This is a genomic window from Halomonas sp. KM-1, from assembly GCF_000246875.1.
In the GTDB taxonomy this organism is placed as follows: Bacteria; Pseudomonadota; Gammaproteobacteria; order Pseudomonadales; family Halomonadaceae; genus Halomonas; species Halomonas aerodenitrificans.
Genome location: NZ_BAEU01000168.1, coordinates 38,459 through 58,695, shown reverse-complemented (window position 1 = coordinate 58,695; position 20,237 = coordinate 38,459). Strand labels below are relative to the sequence as shown.

The 20,237-nt window shown below is 65.9% G+C and carries 19 protein-coding genes; 14 read left to right on the top strand and 5 right to left on the bottom strand.

Annotated features, from left to right (window positions below):
* The first annotated feature begins 61 nt into the window (after window positions 1-61).
* The 6 genes from xerD (at window position 62) to B8115_RS22910 (ending at window position 7,219) form a co-directional block, all read left to right on the top strand.
* Window positions 62-964 (top strand): site-specific tyrosine recombinase XerD, encoded by a 903-nt coding sequence (xerD, locus tag B8115_RS22935; protein ID WP_010630211.1) that lies wholly within the window; start codon window positions 62-64, stop codon window positions 962-964.
* A gap of 3 nt (window positions 965-967) precedes the next feature.
* Complete coding sequence (locus B8115_RS22930; protein WP_010630210.1) at window positions 968-1,723, top strand: DsbC family protein; 756 nt, start codon at window positions 968-970, stop codon at window positions 1,721-1,723.
* Between the two features lie 60 nt (window positions 1,724-1,783).
* Window positions 1,784-3,100 carry a homoserine dehydrogenase gene (locus tag B8115_RS22925; RefSeq protein ID WP_010630209.1) on the top strand — a complete coding sequence of 439 codons (1,317 nt, stop codon included), beginning with the start codon at window positions 1,784-1,786 and terminating at the stop codon, window positions 3,098-3,100.
* 4 nt (window positions 3,101-3,104) lie between these two features.
* Window positions 3,105-4,493, top strand: coding sequence for a threonine synthase (thrC, locus tag B8115_RS22920; RefSeq protein WP_010630208.1), 1,389 nt, complete (start codon window positions 3,105-3,107; stop codon window positions 4,491-4,493).
* A gap of 290 nt (window positions 4,494-4,783) precedes the next feature.
* Window positions 4,784-6,601, top strand: a complete 1,818-nt coding sequence (locus B8115_RS22915) for a DHH family phosphoesterase (protein WP_010630207.1) — start codon at window positions 4,784-4,786, stop codon at window positions 6,599-6,601.
* Window positions 6,602-7,219, top strand: coding sequence for a YitT family protein (locus tag B8115_RS22910; protein WP_010630206.1), 618 nt, complete (start codon window positions 6,602-6,604; stop codon window positions 7,217-7,219). It abuts the gene before it with no gap.
* Between the two features lie 43 nt (window positions 7,220-7,262).
* Here the strand turns inward: B8115_RS22910 and B8115_RS22905 are convergent, their stop codons facing one another.
* From B8115_RS22905 to B8115_RS22895, 3 genes are all read right to left on the bottom strand, one after another.
* Window positions 7,263-7,682, bottom strand: coding sequence for a VOC family protein (locus B8115_RS22905; protein ID WP_010630205.1), 420 nt, complete (start codon window positions 7,680-7,682; stop codon window positions 7,263-7,265).
* Between the two features lie 129 nt (window positions 7,683-7,811).
* Window positions 7,812-10,337 (bottom strand): heavy metal translocating P-type ATPase, encoded by a 2,526-nt coding sequence (locus B8115_RS22900; protein WP_010630204.1) that lies wholly within the window; start codon window positions 10,335-10,337, stop codon window positions 7,812-7,814.
* Entirely contained in the window at window positions 10,334-10,783 is a 450-nt protein-coding gene (locus B8115_RS22895) for a MerR family transcriptional regulator (RefSeq protein WP_010630203.1), read from the bottom strand. The genes B8115_RS22900 and B8115_RS22895 overlap by 4 nt, the downstream gene beginning before the upstream one ends.
* A gap of 292 nt (window positions 10,784-11,075) precedes the next feature.
* Between B8115_RS22895 and B8115_RS22890 the strand changes: the two genes are divergently transcribed.
* The 8 genes from B8115_RS22890 to rimI all read left to right on the top strand — a co-directional run bounded on the left by B8115_RS22890 (window position 11,076) and on the right by rimI (window position 19,254).
* Window positions 11,076-12,407: an OmpP1/FadL family transporter gene (locus tag B8115_RS22890; RefSeq protein ID WP_010630202.1), complete on the top strand. Its 1,332-nt coding sequence runs from the start codon at window positions 11,076-11,078 to the stop codon at window positions 12,405-12,407.
* 240 nt (window positions 12,408-12,647) lie between these two features.
* A protein-coding gene (prfB, locus tag B8115_RS22885; protein ID WP_141638690.1) for a peptide chain release factor 2 occupies window positions 12,648-13,746 on the top strand; the annotation gives its coding sequence in 2 pieces (ribosomal slippage) (window positions 12,648-12,722 and window positions 12,724-13,746; 1,098 coding nt in all).
* A 124-nt stretch (window positions 13,747-13,870) separates the two neighbouring features.
* On the top strand, window positions 13,871-15,421 hold the full coding sequence (gene lysS, locus B8115_RS22880) for a lysine--tRNA ligase (protein ID WP_010630200.1): 1,551 nt from the start codon (window positions 13,871-13,873) through the stop codon (window positions 15,419-15,421).
* Window positions 15,422-15,729: 308 nt separating this feature from the next.
* A complete protein-coding gene (locus B8115_RS22875) occupies window positions 15,730-16,116 on the top strand; it encodes a hypothetical protein (RefSeq protein WP_010630199.1) in 387 nt (128 codons plus the stop codon).
* 77 nt (window positions 16,117-16,193) lie between these two features.
* Entirely contained in the window at window positions 16,194-17,603 is a 1,410-nt protein-coding gene (locus B8115_RS22870) for an MFS transporter (protein WP_010630198.1), read from the top strand.
* A gap of 28 nt (window positions 17,604-17,631) precedes the next feature.
* The gene (locus tag B8115_RS22865) at window positions 17,632-17,940 is read left to right on the top strand and encodes a BolA family transcriptional regulator (RefSeq protein ID WP_010630197.1); all 309 of its coding nucleotides are present in this window, start codon (window positions 17,632-17,634) and stop codon (window positions 17,938-17,940) included.
* Window positions 17,937-18,800 (top strand): hypothetical protein, encoded by an 864-nt coding sequence (locus B8115_RS22860; protein WP_010630196.1) that lies wholly within the window; start codon window positions 17,937-17,939, stop codon window positions 18,798-18,800. The genes B8115_RS22865 and B8115_RS22860 overlap by 4 nt, the downstream gene beginning before the upstream one ends.
* Window positions 18,793-19,254, top strand: coding sequence for a ribosomal protein S18-alanine N-acetyltransferase (gene rimI / locus B8115_RS22855; protein WP_010630195.1), 462 nt, complete (start codon window positions 18,793-18,795; stop codon window positions 19,252-19,254). The genes B8115_RS22860 and rimI overlap by 8 nt, the downstream gene beginning before the upstream one ends.
* A gap of 13 nt (window positions 19,255-19,267) precedes the next feature.
* Here the strand turns inward: rimI and B8115_RS22850 are convergent, their stop codons facing one another.
* Both B8115_RS22850 and rsmD read right to left on the bottom strand, forming a co-directional pair.
* On the bottom strand, window positions 19,268-19,459 hold the full coding sequence (locus B8115_RS22850; protein WP_010630194.1) for a cell division protein ZapB: 192 nt from the start codon (window positions 19,457-19,459) through the stop codon (window positions 19,268-19,270).
* Between the two features lie 117 nt (window positions 19,460-19,576).
* Window positions 19,577-20,209, bottom strand: a complete 633-nt coding sequence (gene rsmD / locus B8115_RS22845; RefSeq protein ID WP_010630193.1) for a 16S rRNA (guanine(966)-N(2))-methyltransferase RsmD — start codon at window positions 20,207-20,209, stop codon at window positions 19,577-19,579.
* Window positions 20,210-20,237 lie beyond the last annotated feature (28 nt).

Genomic DNA, 20,237 nt, shown 5'->3' with positions numbered 1-20,237 from the left:
TGCCTGCGCATGGGTTCCAGGCCTGCGTATGGTTTCCAGATCTGTGTATGGAGAATAGGGCATGCCCCATGACGCCCGATCCCTGACCCTGATCGAGACCTTCATCGACGCTCTGTGGCTCGAGCGCGGGGCGAGCGAGCACACGCTCTCGGCCTATCGACGCGATCTCGAGGCCTGGGCGGGATGCTTGGACGAGGCGGGCGGCGACCTGCTGGCACCGGACCAGACGCTGTTGCCCGCCTGGCTCGACGAGCGGCGCAGCGCCGGCTACCAGCTGCGCAGCAATGCCCGGTTGCTCTCCAGTCTGCGCGGCTTCTATCGCTGGGCGCTGGCCGAGGGTCGCATCGAGCGCGACCCGCTGGCCGAAGTGCGCCTGCCGCGGGTACGGCCCAATCTGCCGGACACCCTCGACGAGGACGAGGTGGAGCGCTTGCTGGCGGCGCCGGATCTCGGTACCGATCTTGGTCTGCGCGACCGCGCCATGCTCGAGGTGCTGTATGGCTGCGGCCTTCGAGTGTCGGAGCTGGTGGGGCTCAGCGTGGATGCCGTCAACCTGCGTCAGGGCGTGGTGCGGGTGCGCGGCAAGGGCGACAAGGATCGGCTGGTCCCGCTGGGGGAGGAGGCCGTACACTGGCTGACACGCTACATGCGCAGTGCCCGTGGGGCGCTGATGAACGACGCGACACGCCCCGCGCTTTTTCCCGGACGTGGCGACAACTGCATGACACGCCAGACCTTCTGGCACCGGATCAAGGCCCATGCGCGCACGGCGGGAATCACGCGACCGCTGTCGCCGCATACGCTGCGGCACGCGTTCGCCACGCATCTATTGAATCATGGAGCCAATCTGCGTGTCGTACAGCTGCTGCTCGGTCACAGCGATCTGTCGACCACGCAGATCTACACCCACGTTGCGCAGGCGCGACTCGAAGCCCTGCACGCCGACCATCATCCTCGAGGCTGAATCATGATCGCGTTAACCCATCGTCTAGCCGGCTCCCTGTTCGCCCTGGCCGTTCCTCTGGCGTCGCTGCTGCTGCCTGCCGCTGCCTGGGCCGGTGCTGCCGAGCGACTGGCCGAACGGCTGGAAGTCAACGGCCAGCCCATGCCGGTTGCCAGCGTGCACGAGACCCCGGTGCCGGGCTTCTATCTGGTACGCCTGGAGACCGGCGAGGCCTTCTACAGCGACGCCGAAGGCAAATACTTCCTGGTCGGCGATCTCTACGAGAACGGCCAGGGTGGGCTGACCAATCTCACCGAGCAGTCACGCAACGTCGAGCGGACCGAGCAGCTTGCCAACGTGCCGGAGAGCGAGCGTGTCGTGTTCCGCGGCACGGCGGAAAAGCAGGCCGAGATCTTCGTCTTCACCGATACCACCTGCCCCTACTGCCGCCAGTTCCACGAAGAGGTGCCGACACTCAACGAGATGGGCATCGAGGTGCACTATCTGGCCTTTCCACGTGCCGGCATGAACTCCCAGGGCGCGCGGATTCTCGAGCAGATCTGGTGCGACGGCAACCCGACCGAGGCGATGAACGCGAGCAAGCGACAGGAAACGCTGTCGGGCGGCACCGACTGCGACAATCCGGTCGAGGCACAGTATCATCTGGGCATGACCGTGGGCGTGCAGGGAACACCGGCCATCGTGCTGCCCGATGGGCGGCTGGTGCCGGGCTACGTGCCCGCCGAGCGCCTGGCCGACATGCTCGGCCTGGCGGAATGAGGGCAGACCAAGAGCTGCCGAAGGTAAGTTAAACGCTGACACCATCATGGGAGCAGGACATTGAAACCGGTGAGAGTGGGAATCTGTGGTTTGGGTACCGTCGGTGGCGGCACCTTCAACGTGCTGACGCGCAACGCCGACGAGATTGCGCGGCGTGCCGGCCGCCCGATCATCATCGAGCAGGTGGCGCTGCGCAGCACCAACCCTGAGTGCGACCTCACCGGGATCAAGACCACCAACGACGTCTTCGAGGTGGCCCGTAACCCGGATATCGACGTGCTGGTCGAGGTGCTGGGTGGCTACGACGTTCCCCGCGAGCTGGTGCTCACCGCCATCGCCAACGGCAAGCACGTGGTCACCGCCAACAAGGCGCTGATCGCGGTACACGGCAACGAGATCTTCCAGGCCGCCCACGAGCAGGGCGTGATCGTCGCCTTCGAGGCCGCGGTGGCCGGTGGCATTCCGGTGATCAAGTCGCTGCGTGAGGGCCTGGGCGCCAACCGTATCGAATGGGTGGCGGGCATCATCAACGGTACCGGCAACTACATCCTGACCCATATGCGCAGCGAAGGGCGCGCCTTCGAGGACGTGCTGGCCGAGGCCCAGGCGCTGGGTTATGCCGAGGCCGACCCCACCTTCGACGTCGAAGGCATCGATGCCGCCCATAAGCTGACCATCCTGGCCTCCATCGCCTATGGCGTACCGCTGCAGTTCGAGAAGGTCTACACCGAGGGCATTTCCCGGGTCACCGCCGACGACGTCGAGCAGGCCGACAACCTGGGCTATACCATCAAGCACCTGGGTATCTCCAAGCGCACCGAGCATGGACTCGAACTGCGCGTGCATCCGACCCTGATCCCCAAGGAGCGGCTGCTGGCCAATGTGCACGGGGTCAAGAACGCCATCGCCATCATGGGCGACGCCGTGGGGCCGACCCTCTACTACGGCGCCGGCGCAGGCTCCGAACCCACCGCCTCGGCGGTGGTGGCCGACCTGCTCGACGTGGCCCGCGACATCACCACCGATCACCACTACCGCGTGCCCTACCTGGCCTTCAGCGGTATCGGCGAGGACGATGGCGGTCTGCCGATCCTGTCCATCGAGGACATCGTCACTGCCTACTATCTGCGCCTGCTGGCGGTGGACCGCCCGGGCGTGCTGGCGCGGGTGGCTACCATCCTCTCCGAGCAGGGCATCTCCATCGAGGCGCTGGTGCAGAAGGAGGCCACCGAGGGCGAACTGGTGCCGATCATCCTGCTGACTCACAGCTGCCGCGAGAAGCACATGAACGAGGCGATCCGTCAGATCGAGTCGATGGCCGACATCGCCGGACCGGTCACGCGGATCCGCGTCGAATCGCTGGACGAGCAGGAGTAAGGGCATGCGCTACATCAGTACCCGCGGGCAGGCGCCTGCGCTCTCTTTCGAAGAGGTCGTGCTGACCGGCATGGCCAGCGATGGCGGTCTCTACGTGCCGGAAACCATTCCGCAGCTCTCCCGTGAAGAGCTTGCCGGCATGGCTGGGCTCTCCTATGCCGAGATCGCCTTTCGCGTGATGCGGCCGTTCGTCAACGGCGAGATCGACGACGAGACCTTCCGCGGCATCGTGCGTGACGCCTACGCCACCTTCAGTCACGACGCCGTGGTGCCGCTCAACCAGCTCGACGCCAACCACTTCCTGCTGGAGCTGTTCCACGGCCCCACACTGGCCTTCAAGGACGTCGCCCTGCAGCTGCTGGGGCGTATCCTCGATCACTTCCTGGTCAAGCGCGGCGAGCGCGCGGTGATCATGGGCGCCACTTCCGGCGATACCGGCTCGGCGGCCATCGAAGGCTGTCGCCACTGCGACAACCTCGACATCTTCATCCTGCACCCGCACAACCGGGTCTCCGAGGTGCAGCGTCGCCAGATGACCTCGGTGCTGGCCGACAACGTCTTCAACATCGCCATCGAGGGCAACTTCGACGACGCCCAGGCGATGGTCAAGGCCAGCTTCGCCGACCAGGGCTTCCTCGATGGCACCCGCCTGGTCGCGGTGAACTCGATCAACTGGGCGCGCATCATGGCCCAGATCGTCTACTACGTGGCCGCTGGCGTGGCGCTGGGTGCGCCGCACCGTCAGGTCAGCTTCTGCGTGCCCTCGGCCAACTTCGGCAACGTCTTCGCCGGCTACATGGCCTACCGCATGGGGCTGCCGGTCAAGCAGTTCATCATCGCCACCAACGCCAACGACATCCTGCACCGCACCATCGCCGCCAACGACTTCTCCAAGCAGGAGCTCAAGGCGACCCTGGCGCCCTCCATGGATATCGTGGTGTCGTCCAACTTCGAGCGCTTGCTGTTCGAGGCCTACGAACGCGACGGTGCCGCCGTGGCTGCGCTGCTCGAGCGCTTCCAGTCCGAGCCCACGGCGCTGGCGGATGCGCCACTGGAGCGGCTGCGGGCGTTGTTCGCCAGCCATAGCGTCGACGATGCCACCATACTCGAGGTGATCCGCGAGGCGCACCACCGTACCAAGGAGGTGCTCGACCCGCACACCGCTACCGGTTACCGTGCCGCCGAGCGGGCTCGGGCCGACGCCGAGACGCCGATGATCACCCTGGCCACGGCCCACCCGGCCAAGTTTGCCGAGGCGGTGGTCAAGGCGGGCTTCCCCGGTGTGCCGCTGCCGCCGCACATGGACGATCTGCTGGAGCGCGAGGAACGTTACACCGTGCTGCCGGCGGAGCTGGCGAAGGTGCAGGCGTTCGTGGCCGAGAACCGGAGGTAAGCACCTTCGTTGACCGTCGCTGGCTGGCTCGGAGCTATGCCGGCGACAGGTCTTCGAGGAGGCGCTGTGAACCCATCCCTGGGCGCTATATTTGCCATCCATGGCAAATAACCTCCTCTACGACCTGTCACCTGCGCTCCTCGCTTCGAGGCAGCCCGAGCGGTGAACGGTGCCCTGCTCTCCTCGCATCGAGGCAGCCCGAGCGGTGGTCAGTGTCGGCGAAGATAGGCCCGGCGCCACTCGATGCCCATTAGCCGGCCGCAAAACCCGTCATGCAACAGGAGCCACGCTTGGACGCGACCGCGCCGCCCAATCTGCACGCCCGACTCAAGCCGCGGCTGTTGCTGCGCCCACGCAACGAGGCTCTCTACGCCCGCGCGCTCAGCGAGGGGCTGACCGAGCTGCAGGCCCGGGTGCTGGCCGGTCGCCTGACTGACTACGAGGGTGAGTTGGCACCGCTGACTCAGCCCAGCCTGCGCTATCTCGAACATCCGGAGCGCCTGGCCGACGGTCGTCGCGCCGCCGAGCGCATCGCTACCGCCGTGGCCGAAGGCGAGCACATCGGCATCCTCACCGACTACGACGTCGACGGCATCACCTCCCACGTGGTCATCCGACGTACCCTGGTGGAGCTCTTCGGCGTACCGGAGTCGCGCCTGCACAGTCTGATCGGCCATCGTATCCACGACGGCTACGGCATCAGCCTGCCGCTGGTGGAGCGTACGCTCGGGCTCTCGCCGCGGCCGACGCTGGTGATTACCGCCGACTGCGGCAGCTCCGACGAGCCGCGCATCGCTCGGCTCAAGGCGGAGGGTATCGACGTGGTGGTGAGCGACCATCACGCCCTGCCGGTGGAAGGGCCGCCGCCCTCGGCTCATGCCGTGGTGAACCCGACACGCGACGACTGCCAGTACCCCGACCGCACCATTGCCGGCTGCATGGTGGCCTGGCTGGTCATGTCGCTGACGCGCAGCGTGCTGGTGGAGTGGGGCGTGATTCCCGAGGCCACGCCCAAGCTCTCCGCCTGGCTCTCCTACGTCGCCTTGGGCACCGTGGCCGACTGCGTGTCGCTGGGCGCGAGCCCGGCCAATCGCGCCGTGGTCAGCCATGGGCTGACGTTGATCAACCGCATGGAGGCCGCCTGCTGGCGTGCCATGGCCACCCGCCTGGGCGATGACAGCGTGCCGTTCTCCGCCGAGACCCTGGCCTTCCAGATGGGGCCGCGCATCAACGCCCGCTCACGCCTCGACGACCCCTACGCGGCGCTGCACTTCATGCTGGCAGGGGATGACACCACAGCGATACGCCATTTGCAGACGCTGGACGACGACAATCAGTCACGCAAGGCGATCGAGGCGGAAATGGTGGAAGAGGCCCGGGCTCTGGCCCTGCCTCAGCTCGAGGCCGACCGGCCGGCGCTGATCGTCTATCTGGAAAGCGGTCATCCGGGGGTGCAGGGCATCGTCGCCTCGCGCCTGGTGCAGGCCTTCGGCCGGCCTGCGTTGGTGCTGACGCCAGCGGCGGCGCCCGGCATGCTCACTGGCTCGGGACGTTCCATCGAGGCGCTGCACCTGCGCAATGCGCTGCAGCGCGCCCATGAGCTGGCGCCCGAGGCGCTGCCGCGCTTCGGTGGGCATCGCGGCGCAGCAGGTGTCGGCGTGCCGGTGGAGCGGCTGGAAACGTTCCGGTCAGTCCTGCTGCAAGCGGTGAGCGAGCAGTTGGGAGAGGCCGAGCTGTTCCCTCATGTCTTCACCGACGGGGCACTTGCCCCCGACCAGCTACGACTGACCACCCTGCTCGAGCTCGAGGCGCTGGGCCCCTACGGGCGCGAGTTCGACGCGCCGCTGTTCGATGGGGAGTTCCTGATCGAGTCGATACGTGCCGTGGGCGCCGAGGGCAATCACCTCTCGATGCATCTCTCATCGGGTGCGACGAGTCTCAAGGCGATCTGGTTTCGCGCTCTCACGCCGGGAGAATTGCCCGCCTTCGGCCTGGGCGATTGGTTGCGCTGCGCCTATCGGCTCAATCGCAATCGCTGGCGGGGCCAGGAGTCGCTGCAGCTGATGATCGAGTATGCCGAGCCGCTCCACCATCCCAAGGAATCGTGAATGGATCCACAAGATCTTCCCACCGATCCCCATCGCCCCTACGAGGACGTGATGGCGATGCTGGTGGGCACGCTGTTCGTCGCCCTCGGCGTCAGCTTCTATACCCAGGCGCTGCTGCTCACCGGCAGTACCGCCGGCATGGCCTTCTTGATGCAGTACGCCACCGGCTGGCGCTTCGGGGTGTGGTTCTTCCTCATCAACCTACCGTTCTACTACCTGGCGGTGAAGCGCATGGGCTGGTCGTTCACCCTGCGCACCTTCGTCGCCATCGCCCTGGTGTCGCTGTTCTCCGAGCTCACCGGCAAGTGGGTCGTTTTCGACAGCCTCGATCCACTCTACGCCTCGCTGATGGGAGGCAGCCTGATCGGCATCGGCATGCTGGTGCTGTTCCGCCACCGCACCAGCCTCGGTGGCATCAACATCCTGGCGCTCTATCTCCAGGCCCGCTACGGCCTGCGCGCCGGCTACGTGCAGCTCGGCATCGACGGGCTGATCATGCTCGCCGCCTTCCTGGTGCTGCCGGCCGACAGAGTGGCGCTCTCGGTGCTCGGTGCGGTGGCGCTGAACCTGATCATTGCCCTAAATCACAAGCCCGGCCGCTATATGGGCGTGAGCTAAAAAGCGGCTTCGCTCGCCGACTTTTCGGTGGGTATCGCTCTTGTCAGTAATTCGGCCAGACGCCCGGCGTGGCCAACTCGATGAGGTGCCCATCGGGGTCGCGGAAGTAGAGGCTCTCACCGCCGCGGGGCCAGTGGGTGCGCCCTTCGATGGCCACGCCATGGTCATCCAACTGGCGCTCCCAGGCGGCCAGCTCCTCGGTGGCGATGGCGAAGGCGACATGCACCCGCCCCTTGCCGTCATGGGGCGGGATGGTGCCCATCTCGTTGGGCAGCACCACGGTTTGCAGCGTCTCGCCCTGCAGGAACAGCAGCAGCACTGAGCCGGCACCGGCATCGTAAGCGGTGAATCGATGATCGGCATTGAAGGGCACGAGGCCCATCACGCCTTCGAAGAAGACCCGCGCCCGGTCCATGTCGTCGACGTAGAGTGCGGTCTCCAGTACGCCGTTGAGCTTGGGCATGGCCATCACTCCCTCTGGCATATGCTTTCAGCTTAGCAGGTGCTGTCGACCGTCCGGCTTAGCGGCGCCACCAGAACCACCACACGATAAGAGCGATCAGCGCCAGGCCGGCGAGGTTGACGATCCAGCTCATGGCAGCATCTCCTCTGTTCGTGCCGGTGCTGCCTGACGCCCGGAGCGGATATCGCCACGGGTCTTGAGCAGCCGCAGCCGGTTGGCATTGCTGACTACCGTGATCGAGGAGAGCGACATGGCCGCCCCGGCGATCATGGGTGAGAGCAGCATGCCGGTGAAGGGGTAGAGCACCCCGGCAGCGATGGGAATGCACACCACGTTGTAGCCGAAGGCGCCCACCAAGTTCTGCTTGATGTTGCGCAGGGTCATGCGGCTGATCTCGATGGCATCGGCGATGCCATGCAAGGAGCTGCGCATCAACGTGATGCCGGCGCTCTCGATAGCCACGTCGGTGCCCTGGCCGATGGCGAAGCCGACATTGGCCCGGGCCAGCGCCGGGGCGTCGTTGATGCCGTCGCCGACCATGCCGACCACCTCGCCGGCCTGCTGCAGACGCTCGATCTCGGCGTGCTTGTCCTCAGGCAAGAGCCCGGCGCGGAAGTCGTCGATGCCCACCTCGCGGGCGATGGCCGCCGCAGTGTGCTTGTTGTCGCCGGTGAGCATCACCACCTTGAGGCCGTCGGCCTGCAGTCGCTTGACCGCCTCCACGGTGTCGGCCCGCAGTGGGTCGCTGATGCCGAACAGCGCGGTCAGCCTGCCCGCCACGGCGAGATAGACCACAGTACGCGCCTTCTGCTCGAGATCGCGAGCCAGTTCGTCTGCGGCACTGAGCGCGATGCCGGCCTCCCTCAGCAGCCGGGTATTGCCCAGCAGCAGCGCTTCTCCGCCAGGCCCGGTGGCCTTGACGCCGCCCCCGGTGACGCTGTCGAAGCCGCTGATGTCGGCGGCCACGGCGCCGGCCTGTTCGGTGTGCTGCAACAGGGCGGCTGCCAGAGGATGCTCCGAGCCGCGCTCCAGCGCCGCCACCAGTCCCAGCAGGGTCGACTCGTCGTTTTCGAGGAAGTGCACTTCGGTGACTCGCGGCTTGCCCTCGGTCAGGGTGCCGGTCTTGTCCACCACCAGGGTGGTGAGGCGGCTGGCCGTCTGCAGCGCTTGGCCGTTTCTCACCAGTACGCCATGCTCGGCGGCCTTGCCCACGCCGATCATGGTCGAGATGGGCGTGGCCAGCCCCAGGGCGCAGGGGCAGGCGATGATCAACACCGTGGTGGCGGTGACCAGCATGTGGATCAGCCGCGGCTCGGCACCGAAGTTGAACCAGGCCAGTGCCGTGATTACGGCGATGATCATCACCGCAGGCACGAAAATGCTCGATACCTTGTCGGCCAGCTCGCCGATGGGCGGACGCGAGTTCTGGGCCAGGGCCACCTGTTCGGTGATCTGACCCAGGCGCGTGTCGCTCCCCACGCGGGTGGCGCGATAGACCAGGCCGCCGCGACCGTTCACCGTGCCGGCGTTGACCTCGTCGCCTTCGCCCTTGGCCACCGGTAGTGGCTCGCCGGTGAGCATCGACTCGTCGATATGACTGCTACCACTGCTCACCACGCCATCCACCGGCAAGCGTTCGCCGGGGCGCACGCGGATATGGTCGCCTTCGCGTACCGCTTCGATGGGCAGCTCGCGCTCGTCCCCATTGCGGATCACCCGCGCCGTGCGGCTCTGCAGGTCGAGCAGGCGCTTAAGCGCCTCGCTGGTACGCCCGCGGGCGCGCAGCTCCAGGGCGTTGCCCAGCAGCACCAGGCCGATGATCATCGCCGAGGCCTCGAAGTAGATGCCGTGGGCCACCGCCGGCAGCCAGGGGGCGAAGGCCACCACCGCCATGGAGTAGAGCCAGGCGGTGCCCGTGCCCATGGCGATCAGGGTGTCCATGTTGGCCTGATGGTGCTTGAAATTCTTCCAGGCGTTGACGAAGAAGTGGCGGCCGGGGCCCACCAGTATCGCCAGCGTCAGCAGGCCGATCACCAGCCAGTAGAGCCGCCCCATGCCCATCGGGTGAGGATGGTAGACGAACATGCTGGCCATCAGCGGTACCGCCAGTGCCAGCGACCAGAAGCTTCCACGCAGGCGGCGCCGATAGGTCTCGGCATCCTTGGCGGTGCGGGCTTCCTCGGCCTGGCGCAGGTCGACGATGGGTTCGGCGTCGTAGCCCGCGGCCTGCACGGCCTTCACCAGTGCCTCGGCATCGATACGACCGTGCACCTGGGCCACGCGGGTGCCGAAGTTCACCGATGCCGTGGCCACGCCCGGGGTGCGCTCCAGCGCCTGCTGCACGCTCTTCACGCAGCTGGCGCAGGTCATGCCCGAGATCGCCAGACGGTAGGTCGTGCCGCCTTCGCGGCGGGGGGCGTCGGCACTATCGGCCGGCGGTGTGGCAGCCCCGGCCTGAGGCGGATAGCCGGCCTGGGCCAGCGCGCCGTCGAGGCGTTCGACATCCAGGGAGGAATGCACCACCAGACGTTTCTCGGCGGGAAAGCCGGTGACCTCGGCCTCGGGGTCGAGAGCCTGGATCGCCTCGCGCATGCGCTTCACGCAGTTCTGGCAGTTCATGCCCGGTACGCTGCGCTCGAGATGGAGCTGGCTCATGTTGATCGTTCCTCGCCGACTCGGGAACAGTGGGAAGGCGCCGCCTCGGGAAAGCTTTCGATCAGGCGGCACAGGCTATGGCCGTCGGGGGTACCGTCGGGCATCTCGGCCCAGGCGTCGAGCGCCTGTTCCATGCGTGCTGCCAGCGCTTCCAGCTCGCGGATGCGGGCACGGATCTGCGGCAGCCGGCTGGCCAGCAGGTCGCGCACCATGGGGCAGGGCGAGTCGCCCTGATCGGCATGGGCCAGGATGTCGCCGATCTCGGCTACGCTGAAGCCCAGTGTGCGGGCACGCTGGATGAAGCGCAGCCGTTCGAGATCGGCCTGGTCGAACAGCTGATAGCCGTTGTCGGGGTCGCGCTGGGGATGCAGCAGGCCTTCCCGTGTGTAGTGACGCACCGTCTCGGCGGTGACCTCGGCCCGCCGGGCCAGCTCGCTGACTTTCATGATGGATCTCCTGGGAGATAGGGATCATGTCAGCAGTGTAAAACCTTTGGGTTACACAAAGGTCAAGCGTGCACGCAGCGCCTCGAGAGGTGGGCTTGCTGCAACGCACAAAGGAAAAGTTCAATGGTTTACGCTAAAACTCAACTAAAGTATTACGCCATATGGCATTAAAACGAACGTTTGGCCTTGAATCGAACGGATGTTTGGCGAAAACTGGCTTGGTAGGGCACCGCTCCGCTGAGGACGGAACAATAACCAGCGCCAGCTCGTATCTGGAAGAGGACGTCGAGACATGCAGAACAAGTTCAACAGGATTACTTGGGCCGTGGCCATCGCCGCTGCCGCCTTCGCCAGCCAGGCCAACGCCGGCGGTTACCAGATCAACGAGCAAAGCGTCAGCGGCCAGGGCTATGGCCATGCCGGACGGAGCTCCAACGTCAACGATGCCACCATCGTCTTCGGCAACCCGGCGGGCATGTCGTTCCTCGACCGTGCCCAGCTCACCGCCGGTGGTACTTACCTGAACGTTAACAGCCGCATTCGCAACGCACGGTCGGACTCCTCGATTGATGGGGCAGCTGCAGGGCTCCCGGTGGCTCCAGGTGATGTACAGGTGCCGTTGGGCCCGATTGATGGCACCAATGATGGCGATATGGTCCCGGGAACCCTGATCCCCTTTGCTTTTTATGCCCATCCAGTCAATGAGCGGTTGGCCTTTGGCTTCGGTGTTTATGCTCCTTTCGGTTCCAAAACCGAGTATGAAGATACGTTCGAGGGGCGAAATTTTGGCAACTATACTGAGGTGAGGGTCATAAGTGCTCAACCTACGGTATCTTATCGGTTCAACGACCAGTGGTCGGTCGGCGTGGGTGTTACTTACAATCGCGTTGACGGCGAATTGGCAACCAGGATTCCTGGCACTCTTTTAGGTCGCCCCGGTGGACCAGACGGAGAGGTTCGGGTTGAAGGTGACGATGAGGCTTACGGTTATAATATCGGGGTGATGTATCAGCCGGTCCCTGAGACGACGTTTGGTCTGACTTACCGCTCAAAGGTTTCCTATACCTTGGAAGGCTCGTCTCGAGCGTCAGGTGGTGCTGAGGCATTGATTCCAAACCAGAATGCTTCTCTTGAGTTGACCACGCCAGAAACGGTCAACTTTTCTGTCACCCAGCAAATGTCAGATAGATTGAAGCTGATGCTCGGAGCCTCTTGGGCGCGCTGGAGCCGTTTCGAAGAGATCCGCATCGATGGTAGTCTCAACCCGGACCCCATTACCCAGGAGACTCAGAACTACTCCAATGCCTGGGCCTTTGGCGTTGGTGGTGAGTATCAGCTCAACCGGCAGCTGGCGCTTCGTGCCGGCGTCACTATAGACAATACACCAACCAGCGATGAGTTCCGCAGCGTGCGTATCCCATCTGATGATCGACGCATTTTCTCGATCGGTGCTGGCTGGAGTCCGACTGAAGATATTACCCTGGACTTCGCCTACTCATATCTGACCGAGCGTGGTACCACCATCGACAGGCAAAGAACGTTAGGGCCAATGGAGTTGGATTATGCTGCCGATTACAAAAACGAGGCCCACGGCTTCGGCGCTCAGCTGACCTATCGCTTCTGAGTCAGTCAAACGCTTGATGTGAGTCAGGCATTCGTTCAAGGCCCGGCAGCTGATGAGCTGCCGGGCCTTGTGCGCAGGGGCTGAGATTTTGAGGGCTAGTCTGGGATTGGCCTGCCGGTCGGCAAGGATGCGCCCCTGCGCCGAGTTCGCTACAATAAGCGCCTTTTCCGCGCCGTCCGCCCAGGGTTCGTATCCTTCGGCGGCGTCGTTACTCCCTAGCGAATCAGGCGAGCGAGCCCCATGCTGGAAACCAACCCCATTCACAACCTCATCAAGGACCTGGCCGAACGGACAGACGTCCTGAGGGGGTATCTTTGACTATGCCGAACGCAAGGATCGGCTAGAGGAAGTCTCCCGCGAGCTGGAAGACCCGAACGTCTGGAACGACCCCGAGTACGCCCAGAAGCTGGGCAAGGAGCGCGCCGCGCTGGAGCTGGTGGTCGAGACCATCGACGAGCTGGACCAGGGGCTGGCGGACAGCCGCGACCTGCTCGAGCTGGCCGAGATGGAGGAGGACGAGGACACCGTCGCCGAAGTTCGCAAGGAGCTCGACGGCCTGCAGGCGAGCCTAGAGAAACTCGAGTTCCGACGCATGTTCTCCGGTGAGATGGACGCCAACAACGCCTACCTCGACATCCAGGCCGGCTCCGGTGGCACCGAAGCCCAGGATTGGGCCAACATGCTGCTGCGCATGTACCTGCGCTGGTGCGAGCACCACGGCTTCAAGGCCGAGATCACCGAGCTTTCCGCCGGTGAGGTGGCGGGTATCAAGTCGGCCACGATTCACGTGCAGGGCGACCACGCCTTCGGCTGGCTGCGTACCGAGACCGGCGTGCACCGTCTGGTGCGCAAGAGCCCGTTCGACTCCGGTGGCCGTCGCCACACCTCGTTCGCCTCGGTGTTCCTGTCGCCGGAGATCGACGACAGCTTCGAGGTCGACATCAACCCGGCGGATCTGCGCGTCGACACCTACCGCTCCAGCGGCGCCGGCGGTCAGCACGTCAACACCACCGATTCCGCGGTGCGTATCACCCACGAGCCCACCGGCATCGTGGTGGCCTGTCAGAGCCAGCGCAGCCAGCACGCCAACCGCGACTTCGCCATGAAGCAGCTCAAGGCGAGGCTGTGGGAGCACGAGATGGAGAAGCGCAATGCCGCCAAGCAGGAGGCGGAAGACTCCAAGGCCGATATCGGCTGGGGCAGCCAGATCCGCTCCTACGTGCTCGACGACCAGCGCATCAAGGACCTGCGGACCGGTGTGCAGACCAGCAACTGCGACCGGGTGCTGGATGGCGATCTGGACGCCTTCATCGAAGCCAGCTTGAAGCAAGGCTTGTAAGCGGCACTAGCGTTTGCCGATACGGTAGAGCCCCTCGATTCGAGGCGTGAAATAACGCGCCTCTCTGGTCGAGGGGCGTCTTGTCTCGGTATCTTTCGAACGGATGAATCCAACAGGTAGCAACATGGCCAACCAGAGCTCCTCCCCGGAAAGCCCCCAGACCGACGAGAACCGTCTGATCGCCGAGCGTCGGGCCAAGCTGGCGGCACGCCGCGAGCGCGCCGCCGCCACCGGTGGCAGCGCCTTCCCCAACGACTTCCGCCGCGACAGCCTGGCGGCCGAGCTGATCGATGAGCTGGGCGAGAAGGACAAGGCCGAGCTGGAGGCGCTCGGCCGTCCGGCTGCGGTGGCCGGGCGCATCATGCGCAAGCGCGGCCCCTTCCTGGTGATCCAGGACCCCAGCGCCACGATTCAGCTCTACGTCGACAAGCAGGGCCTGCCGGAAGAGGTGCTCGAGGACATCAAGGGCTGGGACATCGGCGACATCGTCGCGGCCCGCGGCCCGGTGCACAAGTCGGGCAAGGGCGACCTCTACGTGATGATGGAAGAGGCCAAGCTGCTGACCAAGAGCCTGCGCCCGCTGCCGGACAAGTTCCACGGCCTGACCGACATGGAGGCGCGCTACCGCCAGCGCTACGTCGACCTGATCATGAACCCCGACTCGCGCAAGGTGTTCGAGACCCGCGCCGGGGTGATCAGCGCCATGCGTCGCTTCTTCGAGGAGCGCGGCTTCATGGAGGTGGAAACCCCCATGCTGCAGCCGATTCCCGGTGGTGCCACCGCGCGACCCTTCATCACCCACCACAATGCGCTGGACATCGACATGTACCTGCGCATCGCCCCCGAGCTCTACCTCAAGCGCCTGGTGGTGGGCGGCTTCGAGAAGGTGTTCGAGATCAACCGCAACTTCCGCAACGAAGGCCTCTCGACCCGCCACAACCCCGAGTTCACCATGGTCGAGTTCTACCAGGCCCATGCCAACCATCATGACCTGATGGATCTCACCGAAGAGATGCTGCGCACCATCGCGCTCAAGGTGCTGGGCACCACCACGGTGGTCAACACCGTGCGCAATGCCGAGGGGGAAGTGCTCGAGACCTTCGAGTACGACTTCGGCAAGCCACTGAAGCGCATCAGCGTGTTCGACTCGATTCTCGAGTACAACCCGGACATTCACGCCGAGGCGCTGGCCGACGAGGCCGCCGCGCGGCAGATCGCCGAGCGGCTGGACATCGACGTCAAGGACGGCTGGGGCCTGGGCAAGATCCAGATCGAGATCTTCGAGAAGACCGTCGAGCATCGTCTCAAGGACCCGACCTTCATCACCGACTACCCCACCGAGGTGAGTCCGCTGGCGCGACGCAACGACAGCAACCCGTTCGTCACCGAGCGCTTCGAGTTCTTCGTCGGCGGGCGCGAGATCGCCAACGGCTTCTCGGAGCTCAACGACGCCGAGGACCAGGCCGAGCGCTTCCGCGCCCAGGCCGCGGAGAAGGAGGCCGGCGACCTCGAGGCGATGTACTACGACGCCGACTACTTGCGCGCGCTGGAGTACGGCATGCCGCCCACTGCCGGTGAGGGCATCGGCATCGACCGCCTGGTGATGCTGTTCACCGACAGCGCCTCGATCCGGGATGTATTGCTGTTCCCGGCCATGCGTCCTGAAGGGGAATGAAGGGGCTGCGCTTCGGCCAGGCGTTGTTGCTAGGGAATGAGGCGAACACCTGAGCGCCTAGCCTGGCCTTTGCTCGCCTCCTTCCGCTGGGAGCGGTGGCTGAGCAAGGGGCGCCGGGGGGAGGCCGGAGAGGAGGTCTTTTGCCAGGGATGGCAAAAGTAGCGCCCAGGGATGGGTTCACAGCGCCTCCTCGAAGGCCTGCCCCCCGGTAAAGCCCCGGACTTCTCTGTGTCGACCCGGCGGAAGTATTGGTAAGCGGCGGCGCTAGCGCCCATAATGATCACCGTTTCGACGTCGAGGAGACCGCGATGAAACTGCTCAACCGCTCCGCCCTGAGCGTCAGGCCGACCCGGCACTTCGTGGACTGGATCAATGCGCTGGAACCCACCATGGGGGAGGACGACCTCACCCTGGAAGACGTCGAACGTGAAAGCACGGTCTATCTGATTCCCGAAATGGACACCCCGGAGGCCCTGGAGGCCTTCGTGCGGGAGCGCTATCTCGAGATCCTAGAGACCGAGCTGCGCGCCTGGGAAGAGGACGAGCGGCAGTGGCCCGAGGCCCTGGACTGGGCACTGTTCCAGCGTTTCCTGCAAGTCGAGCACAGCTATCTCGCCATCGACCTGGACGACGAAACGGCGCTGGAAATCTCCGAGGTCGACGATTCCCTGTTGCTGGAAACCGACCAGGACTAACCGCCTTTTCTTAAGCATCACGAGAAACCGGCTGCGGCCGGTTTTCTCGTTACGAACTCCGCAGTGATGGAAACCGAATGAGCCGACTCTTTTCGACCCGGCCCGGCGACGATGGCCTGCCGGGTCCCGAGCGACGCCTGGCGCTGCTGGCGCTGATTCTCGGCACGCTGATGGCGGTGGTCGACGTCACCATGGTCAACATCGCGCTGCCGTCGATAGCGCGCGATCTACAGATTTCCGATGCCCGCGCGGTGTGGGTCACCAACCTCTACCAGATCGTCTGCGCCGCCTTCCTGCTGGTATGCGCCTCCTTCAGCGAGATGATCAGCCGCCGGCGCCTCTACGTGGCCGGGCTGTTCCTGTTCGTGTTCGCCTCGCTGGGCGCGGCGCTGTCGCGCAGCCTGGAGTGGCTGCTGCTGTTTCGTGCCCTGCAGGGTCTGGGGGCGGCTGCCACGCTCTCCATCGGGCCGTCGCTCTACCGTTCTATCTTTCCCACCCGGCTGCTGGGCAGCGCGCTGGGGCTCTCGGCACTGGTGGTAGCGGGTGGCTATGCCGCCGGCCCGGCGCTCGGCGGGCTGATTCTCTCGGTGGCCAACTGGCCCTGGCTGTTCGCCCTCCACCTGCCCCTGGGGCTCATCTCGCTATGGCTGGCCTGGCGCGCGCTGCCGCGTGAGAAGGGGCGTCGCGGCGGCTTCGACGGGCGAGGGGCTCTGGGCTCGGTGATCATGCTGGGCAGCTTCTTCCTGGCCATGGACACCCTGGCCCACGGTGCGCCGCTGTGGCAAGCGCTGGCCTGGCTGGCCGTGAGCGTGGTGGTGGGCTGGCTGTTCCTGCGCCGCCAGCGCCGGGCCAGTCATCCGCTGCTGCCCCCGCAGCTGTTCCGCGTGGCACGCTTCCGCCTGGCGGTTTCCGCCTCGGGCCTGGCCTTCGTCGGCCAGGGGCTGGCCTTCGTCGCACTGTCGTTCCTCTATCAGCAGGAGATGGGCTTCTCGCCGCTGCACACCGCCTGGCTGTTCACACCCTGGCCGCTGGCCATCATGCTGGTAGGGCCGCTGGCCGGCCGCCTGGCCGACCGCGTCAATCCCAGCCTCATGGCCAGCACCGGGCTGGTGCTGCTGATGCTGGGGCTGGCCTCGCTGGCGCTGCTGCCCGAGGATGCCGGGTTGCTCGACAGCCTGTGGCGAACGGCGCTGTGCGGCATCGGTTTCGGCCTGTTCCAGCCGCCCAACAACCGCGAGATGATGACCAGCGCGCCGCGCGAGCTCAGCACCAGTGCCTCGGGAGTGCTCAGCACTACGCGCACCGTGGGGCAGTCTCTCGGCGTGGCCCTGGTAGGCGCCTTCATGGCCGCCAGCGCGCCGGTGCAGATCACGCTATGGGTCGGCTGTCTGGCCTGTCTGCTGGCGCTCGGTGCCAGCCTGGCACGGATGCCGCTTGCCGGTCAGGCGCTGTCGCAGGTGAAGTCGCCGGACAAGCGAGTACAATGACCCCATGTTTCATCATCGAGGAGCCACCATGAGCATTCAGGCCGTCATCGAAGAGAAGCTGCAGGCCCTCGAGCCCACCCACGTAGCGGTGGAGAACGAGAGCCATCGACATGCCGTTCCGGCCAATTCGGAGACCCACTTCAAGGTCACGGTGGTGTCCGAGCATTTTCAGGGCTTGATGCCGGTGAAGCGCCATCAGCGCCTCTATGCGCTGTTGGCCGATGAGCTGGCAGGGCCGGTACACGCCCTGGCGCTGCACCTCTATACGCCCCAGGAGTGGGCGTCCCGCGGTGCGGCGCGGCCCGACTCCCCCGACTGCCGCGGCGCCAGCAAGTGACCACCGAACCGCAGCGCCTCCAATATCTGGAGGCGATGGGGCTGACCGCCTGGGTGGCGCGCTACCAGCTGCCCAATGCCCGGCCGACCGAAGCCTGCGAGTGGACGCTGCCCGAGCGGGCGGTGCCCGCGCCGCCCGCTGAGCGGCTGCATGCGCTGCTGGACGAAGCCGAGGCTGCGCCCCGTCAGGCGCCACCGGCGTCGACGGCAGGCGAAAGTGCACGCCCCAGGCCGCCCCGTCGTGCCCGGCAGCTGCTGGGTATCGAGCCCGAAGGCGAGACACCTGAGACAGACACTGCCCCGCTCGGCGTGAAAACGGCGAACGCCGATGCACCCAGCCCGGAGACGACGCCCACGATGCCACGGCAGGCGCAGGAGCCACTGCGCTTCACCCTGCAACTGGCCTGCCTGGCCGGACGCTGGCTGGTGTTCTTGCCGCAGCCGTCGGCGCCGGATGCCGCCCAGAGCGAGCTGCTGAGCAATGCGCTGAAGGCCGCCGGGATCGACGTTCCCGTGCCGCTGGTCTTCGAGACCTTTCGCTGGCCGCCCATGGAGAACCTGCCGGTCGAGGCCCCCCTGGAAGAGGCGCGGGAAGGACTTGCTGCTTTCATTGACGGCAGCACGCAGAGGCGCGGATGGTCGCCCGAGCGGGTGCTGATCTTCGGCCGTGACGAGACCCTCATGCGGCTGCTGGAGACGAGTGAAGGCGAAGGCCGGGTCGAGCCGCTGGGTCTGCCCGGCTGGCAGGGGCCCGGCCTGGATGAGCTGGAGCAGAGCGCCGCGGCCAAGCGTTCGCTGTGGCCCACGCTGCTGGCGTGGCGGCAGGCCTGGTCGGTGAAGGACGCCGAGGCCGATGACTGAAGGCGAGGTGCGGTGCCTCTCGCTTGGCGATCTGGAGCGGCTGGCGGCACTGGAACGGCAGCAGCCTCGTCACTGGTCCGCTGGCCAGCTGCAGGCCGCGCTTGAGGATCGCGACTGCTGCGTGTTGGGTATCGAGGTCGAGTCGGCGCTCATCGGCCACGCCGTGGTGGCCCGGCTGCCTTTCGAGGCCGAACTGCAGGCCATGCTGGTCGCACCCGCCATGCGCCGCCGCGGTCTGGCGGCGGCGCTGCTGGAAGCGGTGGTGAAGCAGTGTCGGCGCTGGGGTAGCGAGAGGCTGTTGCTCGAAGTGCGGGCGGGTAATGTGGCGGCCATCGCGCTCTATCGGCGTGCCGGCTTCAGCGAAGATGGCCGGCGGCGCGGCTATTACCCGCCCTTGGACGAAGCAGCCGACGCGGCGCGAGAAGATGCCTTGCTAATGTCGCGCCGCTTGTAAAAGAAGTCAGGTTTCAGCTGCGCTCGGTTTCCACTTCGTCGAACTTGCCCAGCAGGGCGGTCAGACGGCGCTCCCACTCTTCGCGCTCCTGCTTCAGCCGGCTGTTTTCCTCGCGCAGCTCCTCTGCCTCCATTTTCAGCAATTCCAGGGCCTCGACGGCACTGGCCACTTTCTGTTCGAGCCGGTTGAAGAGTTCGGTGCTCATCGTGTTCTCCTGAAATAGGTCCTGGCGGGGCGGGCCCTTGCCCGCACTGAATCCGTTGCGCAGCGTAACGCCGAGGGCCGAGGCTCGGCAAGCGTAGCCGAACGGCGACGCAGGTCCTCAGGCGCCGGGCTTCGCCTGGCGTCGGTAGAGCCGGCCGGTGCTGTCGCCGGCGCGTACTTCGCGATGCAGCGCCCAGCTCTCGGGGACCTCGATGTCGAGGCCCGTTTCGGCCTCCAGATAGATCCACGCATCCGCCATGAGCCAGCCCTGCTCCAGCCGTTCAACGCAGGGGGGCGCCAGGCCTTGGCGGAAGGGCGGGTCGAGAAAGACCAGCGAGAAGGGGCCGAGGCCGGTCGGGCCGGCGGCGAGCAGCTCGAGGGCATCGGCGCACCGCACCGTGCCTCGTTCGCCGACGCCCAGGGTTTGCAGGTTGTCGCCGAGGGCCTGGGCAACCCGGGCGTCACGCTCGACGAACAGCGCCTCGGACGCGCCACGGGAGAGTGCCTCCAGGCCCAGTGCGCCGGTACCGGCGAACAGGTCCAGTACCCGTGCTCCCGGGGTGGCGGCCGTCAACCAGTTGAACAGCGTCTCCCGCACCCGGTCGGGGGTGGGACGCAGCCCGGGGCTGTCGAGCACCGGCAGTAGCCGGCGACGAAACTCGCCGCCGATGATGCGCAGGCGTCCGCCGCCCTTGGGCGAGTGGGCGCCGGAGCGGGGGTGGGGGCGGGTAGGAGTGCGGCGTCGGGTCATGGGGGCGAATTGTACCCGTCGCCTTGTC